Raw genomic sequence first — 17,206 nt, 5'->3', positions numbered from 1 at the left:
CGGGCATGCGGGTGCTGGCGGCGATGAGCGGCGGGGTGGATTCCGCCGTGGCTGCGGCGCGGGCGGTGGAGGCGGGTCACGAGGTGATCGGCGTGCACCTGGCGTTGTCGGCCAAGCCCGGCACGCTGCGCACCGGCGCGCGGGGCTGCTGCACCATCGAGGACGCCCGGGACGCGCGGCGCGCGGCGGACGTGCTCGGCATCCCGTTCTACGTGTGGGACTTCGCGGAGCGGTTCACCGAGGAGGTCGTGGACGAGTTCGTGGCCGAGTACGCGGCCGGCCGCACGCCCAACCCGTGCCTGCGGTGCAACGAGAAGATCAAGTTCGAGGCGCTGCTGGACAAGGCCATCGGGCTGGGCTTCGACGCGGTCTGCACCGGCCACTACGCCCGTCTGTCCACTGTGGACGGAGTAGTGGAGTTGCGCCGTTCGGCGGACGACGGCAAGGACCAGTCGTACGTGCTGGCGTCGTTGACGCACGAGCAGTTGGCGCACGCGATGTTCCCGCTCGGCGACTCGACCAAGGCGCAGGTGCGGGCCGAGGCCGCCGAGCGCGGCCTCCAGGTCGCGGACAAGCCCGACAGCCACGACATCTGCTTCATCCCCGACGGCGACACGCGCGGCTTCCTGACCAGCCGGCTCGGCGAGCAGCCCGGCCTGCTGGTGGACGACGAGACCGGCGCGGTGCTCGGGCGGCACGTCGGCGTGCACGAGTTCACCGTGGGCCAGCGCAAGGGCCTGGGCATCGACGCGCCCGCGCCCGACGGGCGACCCCGGTACGTGCTCTCGCTGGAGCCGGTGAGCGGCACCGTGCGGGTCGGCGCGGCGGAGCGGCTGAAGGTCACCGAGATCGTCGCGCGGCGGCCCGTGACGAGGATCTCCTTCGACGGCCCGGTCGAGTGCGTGGCCCAGGTCCGGGCGCACGGCGGCCTGGCGCCCGCGGTGGCCGAAGTCGTGGACGGCGAGCTGCTGGTGCGCCTGCGCGAGCCGCTGAGCGGCGTCGCGCCTGGTCAGGCGGTCGCGGTGTACCGGGAGGACGCGGCGGCGGGCGATCTCGTGCTCGCCAGCGCCACCATCGCCGCGACTCGGTGAAGTCCGGCTTGTGGTTTTGTCGGTGTCGCCTGCGACACTGCGTGCGTGCCGTATGACAACGCACGACGCCGGAGGTCGCTGGTGGACATCGGGACCCGGGTGAGGGTGCTCTCGAGCAAGCTCGACCACCCGTCCGCGCAACGTCTCGACGAGGAGCAGTTCGAGCGGCTGCGCGCGGAGGTGCGCACGCTGCGCTGGGTGGTCCGGGAGCGCCTGCACCGGCCCGAGTGGGCCGAGCTGATCGAGCAGGTGGAAGCCATGGTCGAGCGGGTCGAGAAGCTCGACCCGGCGCTCGCGCGCGAGGTCGAGGTGCCGCCGCAGGCCGGCATGGCGCAAGGGGGCGTGGCGCGCCCGCGCGTGTCGCCGGACCTGGGGCGGGTGACCGAGAGCCGTTGACCGGACGGATGGGGGAGTTGTAGGCCGCCGCGGCAGGCGGTGGGAGACGAGGGCGACGGTCCGGGCACCGCGGTGCCCGGACCAGGTCGCAAGGCGGCCCGCCGTGCGCGGGTGCCGCGTGCTAGGGCGTCCAGTCCGTGTTCGCGCCGCACAGCACCACGCACGGCAGCTCGCCCGGCACCCGCCCGGCCAGCCACGCGGCGAACGGCACGGCCGCCGCCGGTTCCACGGCCAGCCGGAACTCCTCCCACAGCCGGTCGCGGGCGGCGAGGAGTTCGGCGTCGGTCACGAGCACGGACGTCACCGGGTGCGTGCTCAGGATCCCGAACGGGACCTCGCCCACCCGCGTGGCGCCCAGCGCGGACGCCGCGACCGAGTCCACCTCGGCGTCCACCGGCCCGCCCGCCGCCAGCGCGTGGTGCAGCGCGCAGCACCGCTCCGGCTCGACCGCGACGGTCGGCAGGCCGGAGGCCAGCGCCGTGCCCGCGGCCAGCCCGCCGCCCCCGACGGCGACCGCGATCGCGTCCACGTCCGGCGCGTCCGCCACCACCTCGGCGGCGACGGTGCCCTGACCTGCGACGACGGTCGGGTCGTTGTACGCCTCGACGTAGAAACCGGGCGTCTCGCGGGCCGCCAGCACCGCTTCGGCGTACGTGTCGCCGTGCCGGATCAGCTTCGCGCCCGCCGCCTCGATCCGCCGGACCTTGCCCTCCGGCGCGCCCACGGGCACGAACACGGTGGCGTGCAGCCCGAGGAGCTGCGCGGCCTTCGCCACGCCGAGGCCGTGGTTGCCGCCGGACGCCGTGACCACACGATCGGGTGAGTCGGCGGCGATCAGGGTGTTCAACGCGCCGCGCAGCTTGAACGAGCCGGTGAGCTGGAGGTGCTCCAGCTTGAACACGACGGGCCGGCCGTCCACCTCCGTGCGCCAGGTCGGCGTGCGGCGGGCGTGCGGGCGGATGCGGTCAGCGGCGGCGGCGACTTCGGGGGTCATGCACCCAGCATGCGCTCAGCCCGTGAACCACCTGTAGACCCCCATGACGAGCGTCACCGCGCCGACCACGAAGCAGAGCAGCACGACCACCAGGCCGACCAGCACCAGCACGTTCGTGCCCCACGAGGAGTCGCGGTCGTCGGCCACCGACAGCTCCGCGCGCAACTGCTCGTTCGCCGCCTCCTGCAACGCCACCAGCCGCTGCCGCGCGGTCTCGGTGGCCGCGCCCGCCTCGCCGCCGACCCAGTTCATCGCCGCCAGCCGGGCCATCGGCGTGCGGTAGGCGCGTTCGAACGCCGCCACCTCGGCCTCGTCGCGCACCTCGGACAGGTAGCTCCAGCGCCCGGCCTGCGCCGCGTCGCCGAGCAGCCGGTACACCGCCGCGAGCCGGTCCCGCAGGTCCAACCGGTCCGGGTAACTGGTGACCAGGCCGACCAGCCGCTGCCGTGCGCGCAGCACACTGGCCAGATCGCCGCGTTCAACCTCTTCGGCGGCCCTGCGGAGCGTCAGCTCGACCGGCATGGACCACATGGTCCCAGCCGGCGCAACCGTAGGATTTCCGGGTGATCGCGGTGTCGGTGGTGACCTTCGGCCTCGCCTGGTGGCTCGGCCTGTACCTGCTCGTGCGCGATCACCGCAAACCCCTGCTCCGGCGGGCGGCGGTCGGGCTGCTCGCCTACGCCCTGGTGATCGCCCTCCCGCTGCCGGCGGTGGCGCTGGCGGTGCCCGCGGTGGCGTGGACCGGGGTCGTCGTGTGCTGGCTGCCGGTGCGGTACGACCGGTGGTGGCGCTGGAGCGCGGCGCCGTTGCTGGTCGCGGCGTACTTCGTGCCCCTGGTGGTGTTGGCCCCGTTGGCCGTCGCGGTGGTGCTGTGCCTGCGGCTGCGGCGGGCGTTGCCGGGCGCGGCGACGGTGCTGTTCGGGCTGAGCTGCGCGCTGCTGCTGGTGGACGTGCTGCCGGAACCGCTGGTGATCGCCTCGGCCGGGGTGGACCTGCTGGTGTTCGGGGTGCTCGTGGCCGTGGCGGACGCGTTCGACGAGGGCGAGGCGATCCGGGCGGACGTGGTGCGGTCGCTGCTCACGTCGGCCGGGTTGGCGGCGGTGTTCGGCGGGCAGGTGGCGTTGTTCCTGGACGACCGGCTGGTGCCGCTGCTGTACGGCACGGTCGCCGCCGCGATCGCGGTGCAGGTGCTGGCCAACCCGCTGGCGCTGCTGGTGGACAAGGTCGCCGTGCCGGAGGTGGCCGCGACCCGGGCCGAGCTGCGCGAGGCGGCCGACGCCCTGCCCCGGCGCGCGCCGCTCGACCAGGCCGAGCTCGTCAAGCTGACCAGGCGGGCGTTGAGCAACTACGGCGACCTCGGCAAGCTGGTCGCGAGCCCGTTGACGGAATTGCCGGTGATCGACGCCCGGCTCGCCGCCCGGGGCGCGTCCGACCAACCGCTGGAACGTGCGGCGGAATTGAAGGCGTTGTTGTCGGAGGGCATCCACCGGCTCAAGCCGCGCGACGGTGAATTCGGCACCAGCGACGAATGGCGGCACTACAACGCGCTGTACTTCTACTACGTGGTCGGGATCCGGCCGTACAGCAGGCGGACCAAGCGCGAGGACCTCGACCCGGTGGCGCGGCGGGCGTTGGCGTGGTTCGTGGACCAGGTGCCGGAGCGGACGCTGCACAACTGGCAGAACGCGGGGGCGAAGCTGATCGCCGAAGACCTGGCCGCGCAGGTCGAGGCGGTGTGACCGGCAGTCGATGGCAGCGTTCGGCGTACCGCCGGCAGGAGCGCCGGGCCTAACTTCCGGGCCATGACGACAACTCGCGTGCACCACGACGGCCTGCTCCGCTTCGCCCTCAAGCTCGACGGCGTCGCCTCGGGCGGGCTCGGCCTCCTCGCCCTTTTCCTCGACCTGCCCACGGGATTGCCGCGCGGTCTGGTGATCGGGCTCGGCGCATTCCTCGTCGCTTACGGCGCGGGCGTTTTCGCGCTCGGCCTGCGACCCGTTCGGCCAGTGGTCGCGGTGGTGATCGTCGGTAATTCGGTGTGGGTGCTGGACAGCTTCCTCACCGCTTTTGCCGGGTGGTTCCCCGTGACCGGGCTGGGCGTGTTCCTGATCGTCGCCCAGGCGATCGCGGTGGCGGGCTTCATCACCCTCCAGGTGCTGGGTCTGCGCCGTTCGGCCTGAGCGTCCGGCTGCGGCCGCGGAACTCGGCCACCACCTGGTCACCCCGGCGCACGGTGATGTCGTAGATGCCGCTGCGCCCGAACCGGGCCCGTTCCACCGCCTCGGCCACCAGCTCGTCCCCCGCGTGCACGGGGGCGATGAAGTCGATCTCCGCCTGCGCCGCCACGGTCACCGAGCCGTGGCGGTTGCACGCGCAGGCGAAGGCGGTGTCCGCGAGCAGGAACACGTACCCGCCGTGCCCGATGCCGTGGCCGTTGACCATCAGGTCGGTGATGGTCATGGCGAGCCGGGCGGTGCCCTCGCCGAGTTCGAGCGCCCGGATGCCGAGCGCGGTCGACGCGGCGTCGTTGGCGAGCATCTCCGCGGGTCCGTTCATGCCTGCACCTTAAGGTTCGCTGGTGCTGGACATCATCCGTGCGATCGGGCTGTTCGCCGTGACGAACGTGGACGACATCGTCCTGCTGGCGCTGTTCTTCGCCCGGGGCGTGCCCGCGTGGCGCGTCGTGCTGGGCCAGTACCTCGGCTTCGCCGCCATCCTGGCCGTCTGCGTGGCGGCCTCCCTGGGCGCCACCCTCCTGCCCGCCGCGGTCCTGCCGTGGCTGGGCCTGCTGCCGTTGGCGCTGGGCGTGAAGGCGGCGTGGCAGGCGTGGCGGGGCGGCGACGACTCCGAGCCGGCCGCCACGGGCGCACTGGGCGTGGCCGCCGTGACGTTCGCCAACGGCGGCGACAACATCGGCGTCTACGTCCCGGTCTTCACCACCACCGGCATCACGACCTACGTGGTGGTCTTCCTGGCCCTGGTCGCGGTGTGGTGCGCAACCGCCCGCCACATCGCCACGCGTCCCACCATCACCAAACCCCTGACCCGCTGGGGTCACATCCTCCTGCCGGTCGTGCTGATCGGCATCGGCGTGCTGATCCTGGTGAGCGGCTAGCGTGCAGCGGTGGGGCGTTCCGCTGAACGCCCCACCGCAGCACGGTCAGGCCGTGAAGCCCTTGAAGATGTTGGTGAATTCGTACTGCGACTGACTGATGCTGCTGCACGTCGGCGAGATGCCGCCGCCGGGGCAGCCGCCGTTGTCACGGCCCACGGACCAGAAGCCCAGCAGGCCGATCCGGTTCGTGTTCGCCCAGGTCACGAGCTTGCGCGCGTGCGCCTGGGTGAAGACCTTGCCGTTGAAGTTGCGGCCGATCATCGGGGTCACGCCGAGCAGTCGCTTCAGCTCCGCGTCCGACTTGGCGGGCCAGATCTGCTTCATCTGCCGCAGGCTGCTCTCGGCGGCGGCGATGACGGCGTCGCCCCAGTCCGGGCGGGACGAGCCGAACTCCATCGTCATCGGGTTCACCAGCACGGTCAGGCCCTTGGCGGCGGCGTTCTGCAGGATCTGCACCGAGTACGGGTCCATGCCGTAGTCGTCGCCCTGCACGCGCATCGTGTAGCTGATCGACGTGCCGCGCTCGGTCTGCAGGCGCTTCAACGCCGTGTTGACCATGTCGTGCGGGATGGAGGCTTCGACGTCCACGTCCAGGTGGTTGCTGCCCACCGCGTCGAGCACCTTCTTGTACGCCGCCAGCAGCGCGTCCGCGGTGGAGCACGAGTACTCCAGGTACGGTCCGGCCGCGCCGCCGGTCGCCACGACGACGTCACCGCCCAACGCCTTGAGCGCGCGCACGTCGTTGATGATCCGGCTGTCGTTCAGCGGGATCGTGCCGCCCCACGCCGGGTTGCAGCCGGTGCTGTCCGCGAGCGCGAAGGCGAGCGTGAACACCTTCTGCCCCGTGGCGCGGGCGACCGACTCCAGCGACGGCGTCGGCATGGTGATGTCGACGTACGGCGCGGACTTCAGGCTGCCGGGCGGCGGGGGCTGGTCCGAAGTGGTGGTGGTCGTCGTCGTAGTGGTGGTCGTGGTCGTGGTTCCACCGCCGGCGCACGGCTGGCCGTTGAGCTTGCAGTTGGCGGGCAGGCCCGTGCCGTTCACCAGGAACCCGAACGACGTGGACGCGCCGGCCGCGAGGCTGCCGTTGTACTCGCGGTTGGTGAACGTGTGGTGGGTGCCGCTGCTGGTCAGCGCGGCGTCCCAGTACGAGCCGGGCGTGGTGCCCGCCGGCAGGTCGAACTCGACCTTCCACCCGGACAGCGCGGCCGTGCCGGCGGTGATGGTGAACTTGCCCTGGTACCCCGAACCCCACGTGGAGTCCTGGGTGAACACGGCGGTGGGGGTCGGCGCGGCGCCCGCGGGGGCGGCCAGCAGCAGACCGGCGGTCAGGACCGCGGTGACGCCCGCCGCCAACGCGGCCAGGCTCTTGCGCTTGCGGGACATCGGCACCTACTCCCGTGCAGGGGGGACGGGGTGGAGGTGGTGTGGGGGCGCGGGGCGCGGCACGCCCCCACACCACGTCGTGGCGGCGCCGCTCGACACTGTCGGCACCGACACCGTGACGGTATGTGGTCTGGACCATGTCGTCAATGGGTCTAGACCTTTTCGCCGTCGAACGGCCGACCGGCGGTGGTGGGAGACTGTGCGCGTGGATGCCCTCCCTTGGTCCGCCGGCGCCGCCACCGGCATCGGCTCGCTACCCGGAAACGACCCGCTGGAGGCCGCCAGGATCGTGCTCGGCGAACTCCCCGACCTGCCCCACCTGCCCGAACTGCCCGCCCGCGGCGTCGGCGCGGACATGATCGGCCGCACCGCGGCGCTGCTGGTCGACCTGCCGGTGGAGGTGGTCCCCTCCGGCTGGCGGACCACCGCGCACCCCGGTCGGGACCACCGGCGCGCGGTGGACCTGCTGCGCCGTGACCTGGACGCGTTCGAGGAGGCCGCCGACCCCGTGGGGCCGCGGGTGGTGAAGGTGCAGGCGGCCGGGCCGTGGACGCTCACCGCAAGCGTCGAGCTGGCGCGCGGCCACCGCGTGCTCACCGACCGGGGCGCGTTGCGCGAGTTCACCGAGTCCCTGGTCGAGGGCGTCAACCGGCACGTGGCCGAGGTGGGCAAGCGGACCGGGGCGAAGGTCGTCGTGCAGCTCGACGAACCGGGGCTGCCCGCCGTGCTCCGGGGCCTGCTGCCGACCCCGTCCAAGCTGGGCACGGTCCCGGCCGTCCCGGAGCCGGACGCGCGGGCGGTGTTGCAGACCGTCATCGACGGCCTCGACGCCGACGTGATCGTGCACTGCTGCGCGCCGAAGCCGCCGGTCACGCTGCTCCGGCAGGCGGGCGCGCGGGCGGTCTCGTTCGACGTCACGGTCCTGGACGACGCGGTGTGGGACGAGATCGGCGAGGCGTGGGAGGAGAAGACCCAGCTGCTGCTGGGCCTGGCCCCGAGCACCGACCCGGCCACGCGGCCGGCGCTGAAGTCGCTGGCCCAGCCCGCGCTGGACCTCGTGGACCGGCTCGGGTTCCCGCGGTCGATCCTGGGCACGCACGCCGTGCCGACGCCGACGTGCGGCATGGCGGGGGCGAGCGAGGCGTGGGCGCGACGCGCCCTGGCGTTCACCCGCGACCTGGCCAAGGCGTTCGTCGAACCACCGGAAACCTGGTAACCCCCGGCGGCGCGAGAGTCCAACGTTCACAACGCGAGAGTCCAACGTTCGGCGCACGTGAATTCAACGCTCGGCATACCGCGTGGTCGGTCCAGTGTTGAACTCACCGCACGTGGGCGTTGGACTCTCGCGCGTTGAGGGTTGGACTCTCGCGTCGGTTAGGGGGTGGCCAGGTGGACGCCCGGGGGGAGCGGGGCGTCGCGGAGGAAGGACAGCAGGACGCTGCGGAACGCGCGGCCGGCCGTGGTCGGGGCCACGTCGGTCCGGTGGGCCAGCGCCACCGTCCGCGTCGTGGCCGGCGTGAGCGGGGTGCCGTGCAACGACCGGGTCGCCAGCACCGTGCTCGGCACGATCGCCACCCCCAACCCCACCTCCACGAACCGCAGCACGGCGTCCATCTCCCCGCCCTCCACCGCGAACCCCGGCTCGAACCCCGCCTGCCGGCACGCCGCCAACGTCGTCTCCCGCAGGTCGTACCCCGGCCGGAACATCACCAGCGGGTGCTCGCGCAGGTCCGTCAACCGCATCCGGGCCACGCCCAGCGGCTCGGCCGACGCCACCACCAGCTCCTCCCGCAGCACCGGCACCACGGTCAACGCCCGGTCGGCGTCCGCCGGCGACACGATCACCAGCGCCAGGTCGAGCTGACCCGCCTCCAACGCCGCGACCAGGTCCCGCGACCCGCCCTCGGTCACCGACACCTGGATACCGGGGTACGCGTCGTGGTACCGCTTGATCACGTCCGCGAACAGGCTGCCGCACAGGCTCGGCGTCGCGCCCACCCGCACCCGCCCCCGCCGCAGCCCCACCAGCTCGGCCACCTCCAGCCGCGCCGTGTCCACATCGGACAGGATCCGCTGCGCCACGGGCAGCAGCGCCTCGCCCGCCGGCGTCAGCGCGACGTTCCCGCGCGCCCGGCTGAACAGCTCCGCCCCCAGCTCCTTCTCCAACGCGTGGATCTGCTTGGACAGTGAGGGCTGCGCCACACGCACCTCCGCGGCGGCCCGGGTGAAGTGCCGCGTCCGGGCCACTGCCAGGAAGTACACGAGCTGCTGGAGCGTCATAGCCCGAGGCTATCCTCCGCCAGCTCACGATGTATTGGACGACTCGTCACACCCGTTCCTAGCGTCATCGACGTGGACACGATCGGGCTCTACCGCACCACCGTCGGCAAGAAGGTCGTCATGGCGGTCACCGGCGCCGGGCTGCTGCTCTACGTCGTCGTGCACATGCTCGGCAACCTGACCGTCTTCTCCGGCGCGGAGGCGATCGACGGCTACGGCCGGTGGCTGCGCGAGATCGGCGCGGTCTGGCCGACCCGGGTCGCGCTGCTCGCCTGTGTGGCGCTGCACTTCCTCGCCGCCTACCAGCTCACCGCCCGCGCCCGCCGGGCCGGGGGCCGCTACGAGCACCGCAGGCGCGTCCAGGGCAGCTACGCCGCCCGCACCATGCGCTGGGGCGGCGTGATCATCGCCCTGTTCGTCGTCTACCACCTGCTCGACCTCACCGTCGGGTGGCTCAACCCCCACGGCGTGCCCGGCGAGATTCACGCGAACGTGGTCGCCGACTTCCGGCACTGGTACGTCGTGCTCGCCTACACCGTCGCCGTGCTCGCCCTGGGCTTCCACATCCGCCACGGCGTGTGGAGCGCCACCCGGACCCTCGGCGTCACCACCTCGCGCGTGATCGGACTCGGCGTCGCCGTGGTGGTCTGCGCCGGGTTCCTGTCCGTCCCCTTCGCCGTTTTCACCGGATTGGTGAGCTGACATGCCCTACACCGAAGGCGCTCCGATCGCCGACCACCGCGTGCCGTCCGGGCCGATCGAGTCCCGCTGGGACCGCCGCCGCTTCTCGGCCCGCCTGGTCAACCCGGCGAACCGGCGCACCCGCAGCGTGATCGTGGTCGGCACGGGCCTCGCGGGCGGCTCGGCCGCGGCGACGCTGGCCGAGCTGGGCTACCGCGTCAAGTCGTTCTGCTACCAGGACAGCCCGCGCCGCGCGCACAGCATCGCCGCGCAGGGCGGCATCAACGCGGCCAAGAACTACCGCAACGACGGCGACAGCGTGCACCGCCTGTTCCACGACACCGTCAAGGGCGGCGACTTCCGCTCGCGCGAGTCGAACGTGTACCGGTTGGCGCAGATCAGCGTCGAGATCATCGACCAGTGCGTGGCGCAGGGCGTGCCGTTCGCCCGCGAGTACGGCGGCCTGCTGGACACCAGGTCGTTCGGCGGCGCGCAGGTCTCCCGCACGTTCTACGCCCGCGGCCAGACGGGGCAGCAGCTCCTGCTGGGCGCGTACCAGGCCCTGGAGCGCCAGGTCGCCGCCGGGCGCGTCGAGACGCACCCGCGCACCGAGATGCTGGACCTGGTCGTGGTGGACGGCCGGGCGCGCGGGATCGTCGTGCGCGACCTCGTCAGCGGCGCGGTGTCCACCCACTTCGCCGACGCCGTCGTGCTCGCGACCGGCGGTTACGGCAACGTGTTCCACCTGTCCACCAACGCCAAGGGCTGCAACGCCACCGCGATCTGGCGGGCGCACCGGCGGGGCGCGCTGTTCGCGAACCCGTGCTTCACCCAGATCCACCCGACGTGCATCCCGATCAGCGGCGACCACCAGTCGAAGCTCACCCTGATGAGCGAGTCGCTGCGCAACGACGGCCGCGTGTGGGTGCCGCGCGACCCGCACGACACGCGTGCGCCCAACGACATCCCCGAGGCCGACCGCGACTACTTCCTGGAGCGCATGTACCCGAGCTTCGGCAACCTGGTGCCGCGCGACATCGCGTCCCGGGCGGCGAAGAACATCTCCGACGAGAAGCGCGGCGTGTACCTCGACTTCGCCGACGCCATCCGGCGCCTCGGCGCGCACGCCGTCGAGCAGCGCTACGGGAACCTGTTCGAGATGTACCAGCGCATCACCGGCGACGACCCCTACCGGACGCCGATGCGCATCTACCCGGCCGTCCACTACACGATGGGGGGACTGTGGGTCGACTACGACCTGCGCTCCACGATCCCCGGCCTCTACGTGATCGGCGAGGCCAACTTCTCCGACCACGGCGCGAACCGCCTGGGCGCGTCCGCGCTGATGCAGGGCCTGGCGGACGGCTACTTCGTGCTGCCCGGCGTGATCGGCGACTACCTGGCCGACGCGCCGTTCGAACCGGTCGACGAGAGCCACCCGGTGGTCGCGGACACGATGTCGGAGGTGCGCGGCCGGGTGAAGACGCTGCTGGCCGTGGACGGCGACCGCACGGTCGAGTCGTTCCACCGCGAGCTGGGCAGGCTGATGTGGGACGAGTGCGGCATGGAGCGCGACGCGGCGGGGCTGCGCAAGGCGCTGGAGCGCATCCCGGAGCTGCGCGAGGAGTTCTGGGCCCGGGTCAAGGTGCCCGGCGACGGCGAGCGGCTGAACCAGGAGCTGGAGAAGGCGGGCCGGGTCGCGGACTTCCTCGAGCTGGCGGAGCTGATGTGCGTGGACGCGCTGCACCGCGAGGAGTCGTGCGGCGGCCACTTCCGGTCGGAGAGCCGGACCCCGGACGGCGAGGCGCTGCGGGACGACGCGAACTTCTCCTACGTGGCCGCGTGGGAGTACACGGGCGTGGGCCGACCGCCCGTGCTGCACAAGGAAGAACTGGTCTTCGAGCACGTCACCCCGAGCACCCGGAGCTACGCGTGAAACTCACCCTGCGGATCTGGCGGCAGAGCGGCGCGACCGGGCGGCTGGTGGAGTACGCCCTGGACGACCTGTCGCCGGACATGTCGTTCCTGGAGGCGCTGGACGTGCTCAACGAGCGGCTGATCACGGCCGGGCAGGAGCCGGTGGCGTTCGACCACGACTGCCGCGAGGGCATCTGCGGCGCGTGCGGGATGATGATCAACGGGGTGGCGCACGGGCCGGAGAAGGCGACCACGGCCTGCCAGCTGCACCTGCGGCACTTCCGCGACGGCGACGTGGTGACCGTCGAGCCGTGGCGGGCGCGGCCGTTCCCGGTGGTGCGCGACCTGGTGGTGGACCGGTCGGCGTTCGACCGGATCGTGGCGGCCGGCGGGTACATCAGCGTGCCGACGGGGTCCGCGCCGGACGCGCACGCCACGCCCGTGCCCAAGCCCGACGCGGACACGGCGTTCGAGGCGGCGGCGTGCATCGGCTGCGGTGCGTGCGTGGCCGCGTGCCCGAACGGGTCGGCGATGCTGTTCACCGCCGCGAAGGCCACGCACCTGGGCGTGCTGCCGCAGGGGCAGCCGGAGCGGTACTCGCGGGCGCGGGACATGGTCGCCGAGCACGACGCGGCCGGGTTCGGCGGCTGCACGAACACCGGCGAGTGCACGTCGGCGTGCCCCAAGGGCATCCCGCTGACCACGATCGCCCGCCTGAACGCCGACCTGCTGCGCGCTCACACCACCCGCAGCGACAGGTAGCCCGTCCCGCACACCAGCAGCGTCGAGAGCAGCCCCAGCAGGAGCGCCCGCGGGCCGGTCCGCAGCAGCGCCCGGGGCCGCACGGCCGTGCCGAGGCCGAACAGGGCGACGGCCAACACGACCGTCGTCGCGGTCTCGGCCACGCCCAGGACGGCGGTCGGCAGCAGCGGGCCGACCGCCACCGCCGCCAGGAACCCGAGCAGGAAGCCGGGCACCGGCGGCGCGCCCCGGCGGCCGACGCAGGCCACGATCGGCACGAGCAGCGCCACCCGGCCGAGCTTCACCGCCATGGCCGTGGCCAGACCGCCGGCGGGCGCGGCGGCGGCCACCTGCGCGACCTCGTGCACGCTGAGCCCGATCCACTGCGGCGAGGCCCCCAGCAGCGGCAACGCGACCATGGCCAGGGTGCCGTAGAGGGTGACGAGGGCGACGCTCGCGGCCACGTGCCCGTCCTCCCGGTCCACCCGGCCCTCGACGGCGGCGATGGCCGACGCGCCGCAGATGGCGAAACCGCCGGCCACGAGCACGGTGAGGCCGCGCGGCAGGCCGAGGCAGCGGCCGAGCGCCAGCGTGCCGAAGAACGTCACCGCGACCGTGACCACGATGGCGACCAGGACGCCCGGTCCCAGGCCCCACAGCTGCGGGACGGACAGTTGCAGCCCGAGCAGGACCACCCCGACGCGCAGCAGCACGCGGGTGGCGCCCGCCACGTCGGGCACGCGTCCGCCCACCACCACACCCAGGACCAACGCGGCGATCAGCACACCGCCCACCCTCCGTCCGGGCGAACGTTCCCGGTAGCCGGCGTCCGGGTCTGGGGTCATACCCTGTGGCTATGACCCCGGACCTCGAGTCGCTGCGCCTGCTGGTGCTGGTCGGGGAGCTGGGCAGCCTCGGGCGGGCCGCCGAGGAGCTGGGCATCGCGCAGCCCTCGGCGAGCAAGCGGCTGTCCACGTTGGAACGCAGGCTCGGCGTGGTGCTGGTCGACCGGGGGCGGCGCGGGTCCGTGCTGACCCCGGCCGGCGTGGTGGTGACCGAGCGCGCGCGGCGGGTGTTGGACGAGGTCGCGGGCCTGGTCGAGGGCGCGCGGGCGCTGCGCTCGGCGCAGGAGGCCGAGCTGCGGGTGGCCGCGAGCATGACCGTGGCCGAGCACCTCGCGCCGGGCTGGATCGGCGAGCTGCGCCGGACCCGGCCCGAGCTGCGCGTCGGCCTCCGGGTGACGAACTCCGGGACGGTCGTGGCGCTGGTCCGCGACGGCGCGGTGGACCTGGGGTTCGTCGAGGCCCCGGGCCCGCTGCCGGGGCTCTCCACGCGCCGGGTGGCCGTGGACCGGCTGGCGCTGGTCGTCGCGCCGGGGCACCCGTGGGCCCGCCGCCGACGCCCGCTCACCGCCGCCGAACTGGCCGCGACACCCCTGGTCGTGCGGGAACGCGGCTCCGGCACCCGGGACACGCTGGACCGGGCGCTGCCCGACGCGTGCCCGCCCGCGCTGGAGCTGGGCTCCACCACCGCCGTGCGCGGCGCGGTCGTCGCCGGGGTCGCGCCCGCCGTGCTCAGCGTGCTCGCCGTGGCCGTCGACCTCGCCGAGGGGCGGCTGGCCGAGGCGCCCGTGGAGCTGGACCTGCGCCGCGTGCTGCGGGCCGCGTGGCCTGCCGACCGCAGGCTCGTGGGACCCGCGGCGGAACTGCTCGCGGTGGCCTGCCGCCGTAGTTCAATGGAGCCATGAGCTGGTTCCGCCGCCGCACCGAGCCCGAACCCGAGCCGGTCCACCTGCCGAACCCGGACGAGGCCGCGGCCGCCTTCTGGCCGGCGTGGTTCGAGCTGCTGCCGACCGTGAACGCGGCCCTGGGCGACGGCGAGCCGCACCGGGTGGAGGGCGCGCTGGGCGCGCTGGTCGCCGCCATGCACCCGGACCTGGAGTTCTCCCTCGAACGCGGGCACCGCGCCATCTACGCCCTGGTGATCACCAGCCGCGAGGACCCCCGGCTGCGCCCCTACACCGACGCGTGGATCGGGGCCGCGCCGGCGGAGGACATGATCTGGGAGTACCACGACTCGGTGCCCGCCGTGCCCGACCCGACCCTGGTCACGGTCAACCTCGGGCCGCGCCGCATCCGGCTCGCCGACGTGCGGGTGGCCGCGCAGGTCTCCGACGGCCTGGTCGACGTCGCGGTCTACCACCCCGAGTTCGCCGCGCTCGAACCGGCGGCCCGCCAGACCCTCACGTTCCTGCCGCTGGACGTCACGCTCGGTGAACGGCTGGCGGGTGAACGGCTGGGCCGGGTGGAGACGGCGTCCGCCGAGCCGGAGGGCGCGATCGACCTGCTGGAGTTCCGCGACCTGGTCCGCTCGATGGGCGGGGAGCGGTCCTGAAATCGTCGGACCACCTGGTTACGCTCATGCCGTGACCAGCGACGACTCGTTGAACCCGACCTACGCCCCGGCCGAGGGCGTCGAGGACGTGCCCGCCGCCGTGCGGGAGGAGCACGCGGCGCTCGCGGAGGAGGTGCGCGGCCACCAGTTCCGCTACTACGTCCTCGACTCGCCGACGGTCAGTGACGGCGAGTTCGACGCGTTGCTCCGTCGGTTGGAGGCGTTGGAGCGGGCCCACCCCGGGCTCGCCACCCCCGACTCGCCCACCCAGCTCGTCGGCGGCACGTTCTCGACCGAGTTCACCGCGGTCGACCACCTGGAGCGGATGCTCAGCCTCGACAACGTGTTCTCCCCGGACGAGCTGCGGGCCTGGTTCGACCGGGTGCGCAAGGAGGTCGGCGAGGACGCGCACTTCCTGTGCGAGCTGAAGATCGACGGGCTGGCCGTCAACCTGCTCTACGAGCAGGGCCGGCTGGTGCGCGCGCTCACCCGCGGCGACGGCCGGACCGGGGAGGACGTCACGCTCAACGTGCGCACCCTCCAGGACGTGCCGGAGACGTTGACCGGCACCGCCGAGCACCCCGTGCCCGCGCTGGTCGAGGTGCGCGGCGAGGTGTTCTTCGCGGTGGAGGACTTCCTGGAGCTGAACGCGCGGCTCGTGGCGGCGGGCAAGCCGCCGTTCGCGAACCCGCGCAACACCGCCGCCGGGTCGTTGCGGCAGAAGGACCCGAAGGTCACCGCGTCGCGCCGGCTGCGCCTGATCTGCCACGGCCTCGGCAAGCGCGAGGGGTTCGAGCTGGCCCGGCAGTCCCAGGCGTACGAGGCGCTGCGCGCGTGGGGGCTGCCGGTGTCGCCGCACACGAAGGTGCTCGACGCGTTCGACGACATCGCCGAGCACGTCTCGTACTGGGGCGCGCACCGGCACGACGCCGTGCACGAGATCGACGGCGTGGTCGTGAAGGTGGACGAGGTGCCGTTGCAGCGGCGGCTGGGCAGCACCTCGCGCGCGCCGAGGTGGGCCATCGCGTTCAAGTACCCGCCGGAGGAGGCCACCACCACGTTGCTGGACATCAAGGTGCAGGTCGGCCGCACCGGCCGGGTCACGCCGTACGCGGTGATGGAGCCGGTGAAGGTGGCGGGCTCCACGGTGGCCCGCGCCACCCTGCACAACGCGAGCGAGGTCCGGCGCAAGGGCGTGCTGATCGGCGACCGGATCGTGATCCGCAAGGCCGGTGACGTGATCCCCGAGGTGCTCGGCCCGGTGGTCGACGCCCGCCCCGCCGACGCGTACCCGTTCGAGATGCCCCTGACCTGCCCGGAGTGCGGGCACGTGCTGCGGCCGATGAAGGAGGGCGACGTCGACATCCGCTGCCCCAACGCGGCCGGCTGCCCCGGTCAGCTCCGGGAGCGGCTCGCGTACCTCGCGTCCCGGTCGGCGCTGGACATCGAGGTGCTCGGCTTCGAGGCGGCGGCGGCGCTGGTCGACTCGCCGGTGTACCGGGACGAGGGCGACCTGTTCGACCTGGACGCGGACGCGCTGGCGCAGGTCGACCTCTTCCGCACCAAGGACGGCGAGCTGACCGCGAACGCGGTGAAGCTGCTGGACAACCTGGAGCTGGTCAAGCAGCGTCCACTCTGGAGGGTGCTGGTCGCGCTGTCGATCCGGCACGTGGGCCCCACCGCGGCCCGCGCGCTGGCGCGGGAGTTCGGCTCGCTGGACCGGATCGTCGCCGCGACGGAGGAGGAGCTGGCCGCCGCCGAGGGCGTGGGCCCGACCATCGCGACGGCCGTGCGGGAGTGGGTCGAGACGCCCTGGCGGCAGGCGGTCGTCGCCAGGTGGCGGGCCGCCGGGGTGCGGATGGCCGAGGAGCGCGACACCTCGGTCCCGCGCCACCTGGAGGGGTTGTCGATCGTGGTCACGGGTTCGCTGGAGACGTTCTCGCGGGACGAGGCGAAGGAGGCGATCCTGTCGCGGGGCGGCAAGGCCGCCGGGTCGGTGTCGAAGAAGACGGCCTTCGTGGTGGTCGGCGAGTCGCCGGGCAACAAGGCCGACAAGGCGGTGCAGCTCAAGGTCCCGGTCCTGGACGAGGCGGGCTTCCGCGTCCTGCTCGCGGACGGCCCGGAGGCCGCCCGCGCGGTCGCCACCGTCGCCGAGGACGACGCCCCCGAACCCGCGCCCTGACGTCACTGGGCGCGTCGCCGGGGACCGGT

At 73.2% G+C, this 17,206-nt stretch carries 18 protein-coding genes; 12 read left to right on the top strand and 6 right to left on the bottom strand.

Features of this window, described 5'->3' with window-relative positions; all coding sequences use genetic code 11:
- Positions 1 to 5 precede the first annotated feature (5 nt).
- Both mnmA and ACWEFJ_RS18370 read left to right on the top strand, forming a co-directional pair.
- Positions 6 to 1,091: a tRNA 2-thiouridine(34) synthase MnmA gene (mnmA, locus tag ACWEFJ_RS18375; RefSeq protein WP_378085454.1), complete on the top strand. Its 1,086-nt coding sequence runs from the start codon at positions 6 to 8 to the stop codon at positions 1,089 to 1,091.
- Between the two features lie 99 nt (positions 1,092 to 1,190).
- Complete coding sequence (locus ACWEFJ_RS18370; protein ID WP_378085452.1) at positions 1,191 to 1,487, top strand: hypothetical protein; 297 nt, start codon at positions 1,191 to 1,193, stop codon at positions 1,485 to 1,487.
- 121 nt (positions 1,488 to 1,608) lie between these two features.
- Here ACWEFJ_RS18370 and ACWEFJ_RS18365 read toward each other — a convergent pair whose 3' ends face one another.
- Both ACWEFJ_RS18365 and ACWEFJ_RS18360 read right to left on the bottom strand, forming a co-directional pair.
- On the bottom strand, positions 1,609 to 2,481 hold the full coding sequence (locus ACWEFJ_RS18365; protein ID WP_449714432.1) for a serine/threonine dehydratase: 873 nt from the start codon (positions 2,479 to 2,481) through the stop codon (positions 1,609 to 1,611).
- A gap of 15 nt (positions 2,482 to 2,496) precedes the next feature.
- Positions 2,497 to 3,003, bottom strand: a complete 507-nt coding sequence (locus tag ACWEFJ_RS18360; RefSeq protein ID WP_449714431.1) for a DUF6584 family protein — start codon at positions 3,001 to 3,003, stop codon at positions 2,497 to 2,499.
- A gap of 41 nt (positions 3,004 to 3,044) precedes the next feature.
- Between ACWEFJ_RS18360 and ACWEFJ_RS18355 the strand changes: the two genes are divergently transcribed.
- Both ACWEFJ_RS18355 and ACWEFJ_RS18350 read left to right on the top strand, forming a co-directional pair.
- Positions 3,045 to 4,220, top strand: coding sequence for a hypothetical protein (locus ACWEFJ_RS18355; RefSeq protein WP_449714430.1), 1,176 nt, complete (start codon positions 3,045 to 3,047; stop codon positions 4,218 to 4,220).
- Between the two features lie 78 nt (positions 4,221 to 4,298).
- Entirely contained in the window at positions 4,299 to 4,661 is a 363-nt protein-coding gene (locus ACWEFJ_RS18350) for a hypothetical protein (protein ID WP_378085444.1), read from the top strand.
- Here ACWEFJ_RS18350 and paaI read toward each other — a convergent pair.
- Positions 4,624 to 5,037, bottom strand: coding sequence for a hydroxyphenylacetyl-CoA thioesterase PaaI (paaI, locus tag ACWEFJ_RS18345; RefSeq protein ID WP_378085442.1), 414 nt, complete (start codon positions 5,035 to 5,037; stop codon positions 4,624 to 4,626). The genes ACWEFJ_RS18350 and paaI overlap by 38 nt on opposite strands.
- A 19-nt stretch (positions 5,038 to 5,056) precedes the next feature.
- Between paaI and ACWEFJ_RS18340 the strand changes: the two genes are divergently transcribed.
- Positions 5,057 to 5,596, top strand: a complete 540-nt coding sequence (locus ACWEFJ_RS18340) for a cadmium resistance transporter (RefSeq protein ID WP_378085553.1) — start codon at positions 5,057 to 5,059, stop codon at positions 5,594 to 5,596.
- Positions 5,597 to 5,641: 45 nt separating this feature from the next.
- Here ACWEFJ_RS18340 and ACWEFJ_RS18335 read toward each other — a convergent pair whose 3' ends face one another.
- Positions 5,642 to 6,982: a cellulose binding domain-containing protein gene (locus tag ACWEFJ_RS18335; protein ID WP_449714429.1), complete on the bottom strand. Its 1,341-nt coding sequence runs from the start codon at positions 6,980 to 6,982 to the stop codon at positions 5,642 to 5,644.
- Between the two features lie 205 nt (positions 6,983 to 7,187).
- Between ACWEFJ_RS18335 and ACWEFJ_RS18330 the strand changes: the two genes are divergently transcribed.
- A complete protein-coding gene (locus tag ACWEFJ_RS18330) occupies positions 7,188 to 8,198 on the top strand; it encodes a methionine synthase (protein WP_378085438.1) in 1,011 nt (336 codons plus the stop codon).
- 158 nt (positions 8,199 to 8,356) lie between these two features.
- Here ACWEFJ_RS18330 and ACWEFJ_RS18325 read toward each other — a convergent pair whose 3' ends face one another.
- A complete protein-coding gene (locus ACWEFJ_RS18325; protein WP_378085436.1) occupies positions 8,357 to 9,262 on the bottom strand; it encodes a LysR family transcriptional regulator in 906 nt (301 codons plus the stop codon).
- Positions 9,263 to 9,334: 72 nt separating this feature from the next.
- Between ACWEFJ_RS18325 and ACWEFJ_RS18320 the strand changes: the two genes are divergently transcribed.
- The 3 genes from ACWEFJ_RS18320 to ACWEFJ_RS18310 are packed head-to-tail and all read left to right on the top strand — an operon-like array spanning position 9,335 to position 12,622.
- Positions 9,335 to 9,964 (top strand): succinate dehydrogenase cytochrome b subunit, encoded by a 630-nt coding sequence (locus ACWEFJ_RS18320; RefSeq protein ID WP_449714428.1) that lies wholly within the window; start codon positions 9,335 to 9,337, stop codon positions 9,962 to 9,964.
- 1 nt (position 9,965) lies between these two features.
- A complete protein-coding gene (locus ACWEFJ_RS18315) occupies positions 9,966 to 11,879 on the top strand; it encodes a fumarate reductase/succinate dehydrogenase flavoprotein subunit (RefSeq protein WP_449714427.1) in 1,914 nt (637 codons plus the stop codon).
- On the top strand, positions 11,876 to 12,622 hold the full coding sequence (locus tag ACWEFJ_RS18310) for a succinate dehydrogenase/fumarate reductase iron-sulfur subunit (RefSeq protein ID WP_378085430.1): 747 nt from the start codon (positions 11,876 to 11,878) through the stop codon (positions 12,620 to 12,622). The genes ACWEFJ_RS18315 and ACWEFJ_RS18310 overlap by 4 nt, the downstream gene beginning before the upstream one ends.
- Here the strand turns inward: ACWEFJ_RS18310 and ACWEFJ_RS18305 are convergent.
- Positions 12,598 to 13,446, bottom strand: a complete 849-nt coding sequence (locus ACWEFJ_RS18305; protein ID WP_449714426.1) for a YeiH family protein — start codon at positions 13,444 to 13,446, stop codon at positions 12,598 to 12,600. The genes ACWEFJ_RS18310 and ACWEFJ_RS18305 overlap by 25 nt on opposite strands.
- A gap of 11 nt (positions 13,447 to 13,457) precedes the next feature.
- On the opposite strand from ACWEFJ_RS18305, the gene ACWEFJ_RS18300 reads away from it, so the two are divergent.
- From ACWEFJ_RS18300 to ligA, 3 genes are read left to right on the top strand one after another with little or no spacing between them, the layout of a single operon-like run.
- On the top strand, positions 13,458 to 14,348 hold the full coding sequence (locus tag ACWEFJ_RS18300) for a LysR family transcriptional regulator (protein ID WP_378085426.1): 891 nt from the start codon (positions 13,458 to 13,460) through the stop codon (positions 14,346 to 14,348).
- Positions 14,345 to 14,995: a hypothetical protein gene (locus ACWEFJ_RS18295; protein ID WP_449714425.1), complete on the top strand. Its 651-nt coding sequence runs from the start codon at positions 14,345 to 14,347 to the stop codon at positions 14,993 to 14,995. The genes ACWEFJ_RS18300 and ACWEFJ_RS18295 overlap by 4 nt, the downstream gene beginning before the upstream one ends.
- A gap of 31 nt (positions 14,996 to 15,026) precedes the next feature.
- Positions 15,027 to 17,177, top strand: coding sequence for an NAD-dependent DNA ligase LigA (ligA, locus tag ACWEFJ_RS18290; RefSeq protein ID WP_449714424.1), 2,151 nt, complete (start codon positions 15,027 to 15,029; stop codon positions 17,175 to 17,177).
- Positions 17,178 to 17,206 lie beyond the last annotated feature (29 nt).

The sequence above is a fragment of the Actinosynnema sp. NPDC004786 genome, assembly GCF_053601135.1.
This window is presented reverse-complemented; position numbering and strand designations above follow the sequence as displayed.